We start from the raw sequence: 10,533 nt of genomic DNA, 5'->3' as shown, positions 1-10,533 counted from the left end.
GTGCGGGCGGTGGGAGCCGGTGGCCAGCGGGGGGAACTCCGCGGGGTTCCACGAGTCGGTGAGGTGGCGGGTGGCGGCGAGCGGCGCCGCAGGCTCGTCGGTCGCGCTCACCAGCTCCAGCAGGAGCTGCTTGGCCGTGGGCCGGCGCGCCGGGTCGGGGTGGATGGCCGCGGCGACCAGCCGGTCGAGCGGCGCGGGCAGGCCGCGCAGGTCCGGCGGCGCGGTGCGGGCGCGGGCGGCCATGACGTACGCGTCGCCCTCGCCGAACGGATGCCCGCCGAGCCCCGCGTAGGCGATCAGCGACCCCCACGCGAACACGTCTCCCGCCGGGCTGGTGCGGCCCTCGAAGACCTGCTCGGGCGCGATCCAGCCGGGTGTGCCCATCACCATGCCGGCGTTGGTGTGCCGGGATCCCACGTGCGTCGAGCGGGCCAGGCCGAAGTCGATGACGCGCGGCCCCGCCAGCGTCAGCATGACGTTGGCCGGCTTGAGGTCGCGGTGCACCAGCCCGGCCGCGTGGATCGCGGTCAGCGCGGCCGCGACGCCGACGGCGGCCGAGTGCAGCATCGACGACGACAGGCTGCCGTGCTCGATGAGGTGGTCCTCCAGCGAGACGCCGTCGATGTATTCGGTGACGAGGTAGAGGACGCCGTCGTGCTCGCCGTGGTCGAGCACGCGGGCGGTGCAGAACGAGGCGACCTTGCGGGCGTTGGACACCTCCTCGTGGAAGCGCGCCCGGTAGACCGCGTCGGCGGTGAAGTCGCGGCGGATCGCCTTGAGCGCCACCTGCTGGCCGTCGCCGCCCCTGGCCAGGTAGACGGTGCCCATGCCGCCCGAGCCGAGCCGGCTGACCAGCTCGTACGGGCCGATCGCCGGGGGATCTTCCGGCGTCAGCGGATTGCCGGAGCGACCCTGCTGCCCCAACGTCGCTGTCCTCTCGCCGTCGTCAACCTGCCGACCAACTGACCATTTCCACCCCAGACTCTAACGGAGGAAGCGACCCCTCGGTGGCGGCGTTGCGGCCTCGGCATCACCGGCTCCCGGACGGGCCCGGCACCCCCAGCTCGATGATCTGCGCGTACACGGAAACCGCCACTTCACCGGGGGTGCGCGCGCCGAGGTCCAGCCCGACGGGCACGTGCACCCGCCCGCCGCCGTCCACCGCCGCCAGCACCGCCGCGCCGCGCCGGCGGCTGGCGATCAGGCCCACGTACGGCACGGCGGCGGCCAGGGCGGCGCGCAGCACCGGCTCCTCCGACACCCCGTGCGAGGCCACCAGCACGGCGGCCGTGTCGGGGGCGATCGGCGTCCACGCGCCGGCGGCGGCCTCCACCTGGTAGCCGATCGCCCGCCCGACCGCCGCGAACGACCGGGCGATGGGACCGTCGCCGTACACGTGGACGAGCACCGGCGGCAGCACCGCCTCCAGGAAGATCTCCAGCGTGCCCCCGGACAGGCACGGCTGGCCGACGGCGACCAGGCCCTCCTCCTCGCGCGGCTCGTCCGCCTCGGGCGTGATGCGCAGCAGCGTCGCCCGGCCGTCCCGGCGGAGCTCCAGCAGCCGCAGGCTCTGCGCGCGGACCGTGTCCAGGGCGCAGTGGCCGCCGACGAACCCCTCGACGGTCCCGTCCGGCAGCACCAGCGCCCGGTCGCCCGCCCTGGCGCTGGCGGGCCGCCGCGCCCGCACCACGGTGGCGAGCACGTACGGCTCCCGCCCGGAGCGCAGTTGCGCGGCGCGCGCGTCCAGGTCGGCCACCGCAACCGGGCCGCCGGGGCGGGGGAGCGGCATGCCGAGGAACGCGCTCACGGGATCGCCAGATCCGTGCGGAACGGGTCGCCGTTGACGGTCCGCCACACGTTCGCCGGCGTCAGCGGCATGTCCGCGTGCCGGACCCCGTACGGGGCGAGCGCGTCCACGACGGCGTTGACCACGGCGGCGGGGGAGCCGACGGTGGCCGACTCGCCCACGCCCTTGGCCCCGATCGGGTGGAACGGCGACGGGCTGACGGTCTCGCCGAGCTCCCACGACGGGCACTCCATCGACGTCGGCAGCAGGTAGTCCATGAACGAGGCCCCCAGATGGTTGCCGTCCTCGTCGAAGGCCATCACCTGCATGAGCGCCATCCCGATCCCGTCGGCGAGCCCGCCGTGGATCTGCCCTTCGACGATCGTCGGGTTGATCCGCACCCCGCAGTCGTCCACGGCGACGAACCGGCGCACCTTGACCTGCCCGGTGCCGGGGTCGACGTCGACGGCGCAGATGTAGGCGCCGAACGGGTAGGTCAGGTTCGGCGGATTGTAGACGGTGACGGCGTCCAGGTGGCCCTCGACGCCCTCGGGCAGCTCCAGGTTCGAATGGGCGGCCAGCGCGATCTCGGCCAGCGACCTGCCGCTCGACGGGTCGCCCACCACCGACCACCTGCCGTCGCCCCACTCCAGGTCGTCGGGCGACGCCTCCAGCATCGCGGCCGCCACCAGCTTGGCCCGGTCGCGCACCTTGCGGGCGACGATCGCGGCGGCCGCCCCGGAGACGGGCGTGGAGCGCGACCCGTACGTGCCGAGCCCGAACGGCGTCTGGTCGGTGTCGCCGTGCACCACCTCCACGTCGTCGGCCGGGATGCCCAGCTCGTGCCCGACGATCTGGGCGAACGTCGTCTCGTGCCCCTGCCCCTGCGACTGGCAGGAGACGCGCAGCACCGCCTTGCCCGTCGGGTGCACGCGCAGTTCGGCGCCGTCGGCCATGCCGAGGCCGAGGATGTCCATGTGCTTGCGCGGCCCCGCGCCGACCGCCTCGGTGAAGAAGCTGACGCCGATCCCCATCAGCTCGCCCCTGGCCCGCTTGCCGGCCTGTTCGGCGCGGAGCTTGTCGTACCCGGCCATGTCCATGGCCAGGCGCAGCGCCTTGGGGTAGTCGCCCGAGTCGTACTCCCAGCCGGTCGGCGAGGTGTACGGGAACTGGTCGGGCCGCAGCAGGTTGCGCATGCGCAGCTCCGCCGGGTCCACGCCGAGCTCGGCCGCGAGCACGTCCATCATCCGCTCGACCAGGTAGACGGCCTCGGTGACGCGGAAGGAGCAGGCGTACGCGACGCCGCCGGGCGCCTTGTTCGTGTAGACGCCGCTGACCTCGCAGTGGGCCGACTCCAGGTCGTAGGAGCCGGTGAAGACGTGGAAGAACCCGGCGGGGAACTTGGTCGGCTGCGCGGTGCCGTTGAACGCGCCGTGGTCGGCGAGCACCTTGACCCTGATCGCCCGCACCCTGCCGTCACGGGTCGCCGCCACCTCGCCGCGCATGTGGTAGTCGCGGGCGAAGGCGGTGCTCATCAGGTTCTCGGAGCGGTCCTCCATCCACTTGACGGGCCTGCCGGTGACGATCGAGCCGACGATCGCGCACACGTACCCCGGATAGATCCCGACTTTTCCGCCGAAACCACCACCGATGTCCGGCGAGATCACCCGGATCTTGTGCTCCGGCAGCCCCGCCACCATCGCGTACAGCGTCCGGTGCGCGTGCGGCGCCTGCGTCGGGCACCACACCGTGAGCTTGCCGGTGACCTTGTCGAAGTCGGCGACCGCGCCGCACGTCTCCAGCGGCGCCGGATGCACCCGCGGGTAGAGCATGTCCTGCGCGACCGTGACCTCGGCCTCCTCGAAGATCGCCGCGGTGCGGTCCCGGTCACCCGCCTCCCAGTCGAAGATGTGGTTGTCCGCCTTGCCCTCCAGGTCGTCCCGGATGAGCGGCGCGCCGGGGGCGAGCGCCGTGCGCGCGTCGACGACGGCGTCCAGCGGCTCGTACTCGACCTCGATCAGCTCCAGCGCGTCGCGCGCCGCGTAGCGGTCCTCCGCCACCACGAACGCGACCTCCTGCCCCTGGAAGCGCACTTTGTCGGTGGCCAGCACGGCCTGCACGTCGTTCGACAGCGTCGGCATCCAGGCCAGGTTCAGCCCGGCCAGCGTCTGCCCGGTGATCACCGCGCGCACCTTGGGGTGCGCCTCGGCGGCCGAGACGTCCACGGAGACGATCCGCGCGTGCGCGTGCGGGCTGCGCAGCACCGCGCCGTGCAGCATGCCGGGCAGCCGCACGTCGTCCACGTACGTGCCCCGCCCCCGGATGAACCGGGCGTCCTCTTTGCGATGCATGCGGCCGAAACTCATGACTGCGCCTCCGCGGCCCACCGGATGGAACGGACGATGTTCTCGTAACCGGTGCATCGGCAGAGCTGCCCGGAGATCGCCTCCCGGATCTCGGCCTCGTCCGGATCCGGCCGCCGGTCCAGCAGCCACCGCGCCGTCAGCAGCATCCCCGGCGTGCAGAAGCCGCACTGGAGCCCGTGACACTCCACGAACCCCCGCTGGACCACGTCCAGCTCGCCGTCGCGCTCCAGCCCCTCGACCGTCGTCACCTCGTGCCCGTCGGCCATGACCGCGAGCACCGTGCACGACTTGACCGGCACCCCGTCGAGATGCACCGTGCACACGCCGCAGTTCGACGTGTCGCAGCCCCAGTGCGTGCCCGTCAGGCCCAGCTCGTCGCGCAGGAAGTGGACGAGCAGCAGCCGGGGCTCCACGTCCCGGGTGTGCGGCTGCCCGTTCACCGTGACCGTGATCCGCATGTCAGATCCTCCCCGCGGCGCCGGCCAGCGCGCGCCGCGTCAGCTCGGCGGCCAAGTGGCGTTTGTAGTCGGCGGGGCCGCGCTGGTCGGCGTGCGGCTCGCAGTGCTCGGCGGCGATCCGGCCCGCCCGGGCGAACGCCTCCTCGCCGGGCGGCCGTCCGACGAGGTGCGCCTCGGCCTCGGGGGCGCAGAAGTGCCCGGCCCCGACCGCCGTGAGCCCGATCCCCGCCTGGGCGATCACGCCGCCCTCGACCCTGAGCACCGCCCCCGCCGCCGCCACCGGCCAGTCGCCGACCCGCCGCTCGACCTTCTCGTACGCGCTGCCGGCGCCGGGCACGACGGGCACCCGGAGCTCGATCAGCAGCTCGTTCGGCGCGACGGCGGTCTCGTACGGTCCCTGGTGGAACCGCCTGATCGGCACCGTACGGGTGCCGCCCGGCCCTTGGACGACCGCGGTCGCGCGCAATGCCGCGAACACCGCCGACAAATCCTCAGAAGGGTCCCCTTGGCACAACGAACCTCCAACGGTCCCCCGATTTCGCACAATTGGGTCAGCGATAACGCGCTCCGCATCCTGAAATATCGGGAAAAGGCCGGTGGCGGTCGCGCTCTCCAGTAACTCCGCGTGCCGCACCATCGCCCCGATGGCCAGCTCGTCGCCCTCGACGGCGATCCGCCCCAGCTCAGCGGCCAGGCCGTTGATGTCGATGAGCGCCTCGGGCTGGGCCAGGCGCAGCTTCATCATGGGGATGAGACTGTGGCCGCCGGCGACGACCCGGGCCTCCGGGCCGTACCTTTCCAGAAGCTCGAGCGCGTGCGGAACGCTGTCGGCTCGCTCGTACGCGAATGTCGCGGGAACCTGCATGAGTGCACAGTGCTGGCACCGAATTGTCGCGACAATCCGCAAATAAGGGATTCCTTAATGCGGGGCGGCGATCTATGAAGGAGAAGTGACTCTGAGCCAGCTCGGCGCCTTCGTCTACGTGGCCCGCCTGGGTTCGGTCAAGGCCGCCGCCCGCGCGCTCGGCGTGAGCGAACCCGCCGTCTCCCAGTCGCTCGCCCAGCTCCGCAGGCATCTCGGCGACCCCCTCGTCACCCGCTCCGGCTCTCGCATGGTGCTCACCGAGGCCGGCGGGCGGCTGCTCGGCATCGCCTCCCAGATCGTCGCCCTCGGCGCCGAGGCGGTCGCCGCCGTCCAGCCCGGCCGGACCGCCCCGCTCCGCGTGGTGATGGACGGCACGTTCGCCGAACACGTCGCCGGACCGCTCCTGTGCCTGTTCAACCAGCGCAAGGCCGTGGACGCCGCCGGTGGCGTGGCGGCCACGGCCGAGATGCCGCCACTGCTGGCCGCCCGCCTCGCCGACGTCGCCCTCGGCGCCCAGGTGAGCGGGCCCGGCCTGGTCAGCAAGCCGGTGCTGCGCTGCCGCCTGATCGCCGTCGGCTCACCGCGCGGGCGCCGCGACCACTGGCTCGTCGGCCCGTCCGGCACCGACCCGGCCGGTGACAGCGGCCGGCTGCTGCGGCTCCTGCGGGTCCCGGAGTCGCAGGTGCGCGTGTTCGCCAACCAGACGGCCGCCTGGAAGGCCGCCGCCGACGGCGCCGGGCTCGCCCCCGCCACCGCGCACCTCGTCGCCGGGCGGTTACGGCGCGGCGACCTGGTCGCCGTCGAGACCCCGGCCACGCCGCTGGCCGCCTACTGGTACGCCACCGCCCTGGAGCCGGGCAGCCGGTCCGCCGCGGCGGGGGCCTTCCTGGACTTCCTCACCACCCCGGCGGCCACCCAGGTCATGCGCGCCCCGGCCGACGGCATCCCCCGCAGCCGGTTCCGGCCGCCGGTCCACGTGTCCATCTGGAGCTGACCGGTCCGCGGCGGGCGTCAGTGGGCGTCAGTGGGCGTCTGTGGGCGTCAGTGGCCGTGCAGGCGGCCGAGGGTCTCGGCGGGGGTGGCGCCGGGGCGGGTCCACTGCGGCACGGGGCGGCTCGCGGGGCCCCAGGTGGCGTTCCCGTCGGCGTCCGAACGCCAGCTCCAGCACGGGCTGCCGCCTTCGGGCCAGCCCTCCGGCTTGTCCTCCCACGCCTCACCCCGGCCGTAGGGCGTCATGTCGAGCAGGCCCAGTGAGCCGTTGACCCGCTCGTTGCCCCGGCCCGTCGTGGAGTAGGTGAGGAACGCGCGGTCGCCGTCGCGCAGGAAGCAGGTGATGTGCCCCATGTCGTCGCCGACCGGCGCGGGCACGCCGCGCACCGAGTACCAGGGCTGGGTGTAGCCCATGAACTCGACGTAGGAGGCCACCTCGTCCCAGCGGCCCGTGGTCACGACGGCGAACGAGACGCCTCGGGCGTCGAGGTAGACGGCGTCCTTCAGGTGCCAGACGGCGGTGGTGCAGCCCTCGCACTGCCCCTGGTGCGGCGCGCCGTCGTACCACATGTGCTTGTAGAGCACGAGCTCGTCCCGTCCCTGGAAGAGGTCCAGGAACGGGACCGGGCCGTCGGGGCCGACGACCTCGACCGTCCCGTCGAACTCCACCATCGGCAGCCGGCGGCGGGCCGCCGCGATGGCGTCGCCCTCGCGGGTGTGGGCCTTCTCGCGGACCAGGAGCTCGTCCCGGGCGGCCTGCCAGGTGGCCAGGTCGACGACGGGCGGGCGGCCGGGCAGCGCGCCGGTCGGCTCGGTCGGCGTGGTCGTCATGGTGTCCTCCGTGGTGTCTCGTGGCGGGCAGCGTAGTACGCCGTACCGCGGCGGTCACCGGAACAGACCCGCGGCCCGGCCGGAACTCATCGCGACACGCGCGACCGGCTGGGTCCGGTGGGATGGCCCCGCAAGTGGTGAAATATGGGGCTATGGAGCCGGTCGTCCTCAACACGCGCCTTCGCCTCGACAGGATCCGCGCCGCCCGTCAGGTGATCGACCCGCAGTTCCTGGACACGCCGCTCTACCGGTGCGACGAGCTGGGACGCCGGCTCGGCTGCACGGTGAGCGTCAAGCTGGAGACGGCGAACCCCGTCCGCAGCTTCAAGGCCCGCGCCACCGAACTCGTCACGAGCCGGCTGGCCGGCCAGGGCCGGGACGCCGTGGTGTGCGCCAGCGCGGGCAACCTCGGACAGGCGCTCGGCTGGTCGGGCCGCCGCCGTGGCCTGGACGTGACGGTCGTGGCCTCGCGCCGGGCGCCCGCCGCCAAGCTCGACCGGATCCGCGCGCTGGGCGCGGAGCTGGAGCTGGTGGACGGCGACTTCGAGGCGGCCCGCGAGCGGGCGGCGGCCGTCGCCCGGCGGCGCGGCGTCCGGCTGGTCGAGGACAGCCTGGACATCGAGACCTGCGAGGGCGCGGCCACCATCGGCCTGGAACTGGCCGCCGGCGCGCCGTCCTTCGACACCGTCCTGATCGCCCTGGGCGGCGGCGCGATGGCCACCGGCGTCGGCCACGTCCTGAAGACCCTGCTGCCGGCCGTCGAGGTGATCTGCGTGCAGCCGCTCGGCGCGCCCGCGATGACCCGCTCGTGGCACGAGCGCCGGGTCGTCACCACCGAATCCGCCGACACCATCGCCGACGGCGTCGCCGGCCGCTTCCCCATCCCCGTGGTCCTGGACGACCTCCTCCAGGTGGCCGACGACGCCGTCCTGGTCCGGGAGGCGTCGATCGTCGCCGGGATGCGGATGCTCCTGGAGCACGCGGGGCTCGTCGCCGAACCCTCGGCGGCCCTCGGCGTCGCCGCCGTCCTGGAGGACCGCGACCGCTTCGCCGGACGCCACGTGGTCACCATCGTCTGCGGCGGCAACGTCGACCTGGACGCCTACCGCCGCTGGACCCGTGCCTGAGTTTCCGGCGGGACGGGAGCGCCGATGAGTTTCGGTGGCGGGGCGAGTCTCACTCCCGGACGGACGGGAAGGAGTGGTTCCGATGGACCTGCACAGCGTCGTGTGCGTGAGCGACCTCGCGAGATCGCTGAAGTGGTTCGAGGCGTTCTTCGGGCGGCCGGCGGACGAGATCATCGGCGCCGAGCACCTGTGGCGGGCCGGTGAGAACGCGTGGGTCGTCATCGACGAGCGGGACGCCCGGGTGGGCGGCACCATGATCACGTTCGGCGTGACCGATCTCGACGACATCCTGGCCCGGCTGGCCGCGCACGGCATCGAGCACGAGCCGGTGGAGGCCTACGGCAACGGCGTGCGCCACGTGGAGATCCTCGACCCGGACGGCAACAGCTTCTCGCTCGCCCAGGCACCGGCTCCGTGAGAGCCGCGCGGCCTGCCGGCAACGCCTTTCGCCACACGGTTCCCAGGACCTCGCCGCCGCCGTCGCGGAGTCACACCTCGGCGATCAGCGCGTAGCGCTCGTCGCCCACCGGGCCGCCCCACAGGCCGGGATCCCCGCTCAGGGGCTCGACGCGCAGGTCGCGGACCAGGGGGCGCACCGCGGCGGTCAGGTCGCCGGCGGTGACGCCGCCGTTCCAGGGCAGCGTCTCGGCCCCTCCCACGTAGGGCCCGCCCTCGCCCCAGCGTCCCTCGATCAGGAGCAGCCGCCCGCCCGGCCGCAGCCTGGCGACCCAGGCGCGCAGCGCCGCGTGCGGATCGGGCAGGGTCCAGAGGAGGTGCCGGCACAGCACCAGGTCGAACCGCTCGTCGCCGGTGGGCGGGGCCGTGGCGTCGCCGACCAGGAACCGGCCGGTGAGCCCGGCGCCGGCCAGCTTGGCGCGGGCCCGCTCGATCATCCGCGGCGCCAGGTCGACGCCGGTCACCCGGTGCCCGGCCGCCGCCAGCAGCGACGACAGCGAGCCGGTGCCGCAGCCGACGTCGAGGACGTCGGCCGGTCCGGCGGGCGCCCACGCGCGCAGCAGGCGGTCCCAGGCGGCGCGGGTGCCGGCGGCGCGCAGGCCGTGGTCGGGCTCGTCGTCGAACGCGCCGGCGGCGTCGTCCCAGTAGCCGGTGATCGCGGAGGTGAGTCGGGTCATGCCGGCGATCCTCTCAGCCGGCACCGACAAGGCTCGCGCGGCGCGTCGGCGCGGGGCCCTGCCGCGATCGGTGGCCCGGGTGGGAGTATCGCCCCATGGCCCGCATTCACGACATCGTTCTCGATTGCCGCCATCCGGCGTCTCTGGCGCGGTTCTGGGCGGCGGCCATCGACGGCTACCGGGTGGCCCCGTACGACGAGGCAGAGCTGGAACGGCTGCGCAGCAACGGCATCGACGACCCGGAGGACGACCCGAATGTCCTGGTGGAGGCCGCGCCGGGGATCAAGCCGCGCTTCTTCTTCACGCTCGTGCCCGAACCGAAGGTGGTCAAGAACCGCATGCACCTGGACCTCACGGCCGACGACCCGGAGGCCGAGGTGGCCAGGCTCGTCGGACTGGGCGCACGGGTGGTGGCCGAGTACGACGACTGGGTGACGATGGCCGACCCGGAGGGCAACGAGTTCTGCGTCATGCGCTGACCCGGGCCGCCTGCACCAGGTTCGCGGCAATAGGGCTATTTGTCCGGTATTTGCCTGACAGGGATTCCCTGGTGTCGTCTCTAACCTGGTGGCCAGGTGCGACATTCAACCGAACGGGAGAACTCGTGAAGCACGTCAAACTCAAGAAGGTCGCTCTCGCCGCCGTGGCCGGCCTGTTCGCGTTCGGCCTCGCCGCCGCGAACGCCTCGGCCGCCTCCGCCGTCTCCGGCGAGATCAGCGGTTCGGGCGAGCTTTCCAGCTCGGGCGAGATCAGCGGTTCGGGCGAGCTCTCCGGTTCGGGCGAGATCTCCTAGCGATCGCGCACCGGCCGTGCCGCGGGCGGTGCGGCCGGACCCATGGGCGTCGCCGAGGAGGCGCATCGGGCGGTGAGCCTCCTCGGCGTACGGATCGGCGGCTCGCCGTCCTGGCCTGAGGGCCGGCGTCGAGCTTCCGCGCCGGGGCCGCCGACCTGAGCGCGACGGCCGGGGCGGCGGCGGT

The 10,533-nt window shown here is 73.5% G+C and carries 12 protein-coding genes; 5 read left to right on the top strand and 7 right to left on the bottom strand.

The genetic code is table 11. The features are described from left to right. From ADY59_RS30950 to ADY59_RS30930, 5 genes are all read right to left on the bottom strand, one after another. Positions 1–924, bottom strand: a 924-nt coding sequence (locus ADY59_RS30950) for a serine/threonine-protein kinase (protein WP_049569454.1), incomplete at its 3' end; no start/stop codon positions are given. A gap of 106 nt (positions 925–1,030) precedes the next feature. Beyond that, on the bottom strand, positions 1,031–1,807 hold the full coding sequence (locus ADY59_RS30945) for an XdhC family protein (protein ID WP_053175297.1): 777 nt from the start codon (positions 1,805–1,807) through the stop codon (positions 1,031–1,033). Further along, a complete protein-coding gene (locus ADY59_RS30940; protein WP_231618977.1) occupies positions 1,804–4,137 on the bottom strand; it encodes an aerobic carbon-monoxide dehydrogenase large subunit in 2,334 nt (777 codons plus the stop codon). Before ADY59_RS30940 ends, ADY59_RS30945 begins: the two co-directional genes overlap by 4 nt. A gap of 11 nt (positions 4,138–4,148) precedes the next feature. Then, a complete protein-coding gene (locus tag ADY59_RS30935) occupies positions 4,149–4,610 on the bottom strand; it encodes a (2Fe-2S)-binding protein (protein WP_049569451.1) in 462 nt (153 codons plus the stop codon). A gap of 1 nt (position 4,611) precedes the next feature. Beyond that, positions 4,612–5,475, bottom strand: a complete 864-nt coding sequence (locus ADY59_RS30930; protein ID WP_049569449.1) for an FAD binding domain-containing protein — start codon at positions 5,473–5,475, stop codon at positions 4,612–4,614. An 85-nt stretch (positions 5,476–5,560) separates the two neighbouring features. Here ADY59_RS30930 and ADY59_RS30925 point away from each other — a divergent pair, with 85 nt between their 5' ends. After that, positions 5,561–6,469, top strand: coding sequence for a LysR family transcriptional regulator (locus tag ADY59_RS30925; protein ID WP_049569447.1), 909 nt, complete (start codon positions 5,561–5,563; stop codon positions 6,467–6,469). Positions 6,470–6,516: 47 nt separating this feature from the next. Here ADY59_RS30925 and ADY59_RS30920 read toward each other — a convergent pair whose 3' ends face one another. Then, positions 6,517–7,296, bottom strand: coding sequence for a DUF899 family protein (locus ADY59_RS30920; protein WP_049569446.1), 780 nt, complete (start codon positions 7,294–7,296; stop codon positions 6,517–6,519). Between the two features lie 152 nt (positions 7,297–7,448). Between ADY59_RS30920 and ADY59_RS30915 the strand changes: the two genes are divergently transcribed. Both ADY59_RS30915 and ADY59_RS30910 read left to right on the top strand, forming a co-directional pair. Further along, on the top strand, positions 7,449–8,423 hold the full coding sequence (locus ADY59_RS30915) for a threonine ammonia-lyase (RefSeq protein WP_049569444.1): 975 nt from the start codon (positions 7,449–7,451) through the stop codon (positions 8,421–8,423). A gap of 82 nt (positions 8,424–8,505) precedes the next feature. Continuing rightward, the gene (locus ADY59_RS30910) at positions 8,506–8,841 is read left to right on the top strand and encodes a VOC family protein (RefSeq protein WP_049569443.1); all 336 of its coding nucleotides are present in this window, start codon (positions 8,506–8,508) and stop codon (positions 8,839–8,841) included. A gap of 70 nt (positions 8,842–8,911) precedes the next feature. Here ADY59_RS30910 and ADY59_RS30905 read toward each other — a convergent pair whose 3' ends face one another. Next, complete coding sequence (locus tag ADY59_RS30905) at positions 8,912–9,556, bottom strand: class I SAM-dependent methyltransferase (protein ID WP_049569442.1); 645 nt, start codon at positions 9,554–9,556, stop codon at positions 8,912–8,914. Positions 9,557–9,651: 95 nt separating this feature from the next. Here ADY59_RS30905 and ADY59_RS30900 point away from each other — a divergent pair, with 95 nt between their 5' ends. Both ADY59_RS30900 and ADY59_RS30895 read left to right on the top strand, forming a co-directional pair. Continuing rightward, complete coding sequence (locus tag ADY59_RS30900) at positions 9,652–10,035, top strand: VOC family protein (protein ID WP_049569441.1); 384 nt, start codon at positions 9,652–9,654, stop codon at positions 10,033–10,035. Between the two features lie 125 nt (positions 10,036–10,160). Continuing rightward, positions 10,161–10,349, top strand: a complete 189-nt coding sequence (locus tag ADY59_RS30895; protein WP_049569440.1) for a hypothetical protein — start codon at positions 10,161–10,163, stop codon at positions 10,347–10,349. Positions 10,350–10,533 lie beyond the last annotated feature (184 nt).

It is taken from the genome of Nonomuraea sp. SBT364 (genome assembly GCF_001083785.1).
Classification (GTDB): domain Bacteria; phylum Actinomycetota; class Actinomycetes; order Streptosporangiales; family Streptosporangiaceae; genus Nonomuraea.
The sequence above is the reverse complement of the archived record's forward strand: the minus strand, read 5'-3'. Positions and strand labels throughout refer to the sequence as shown.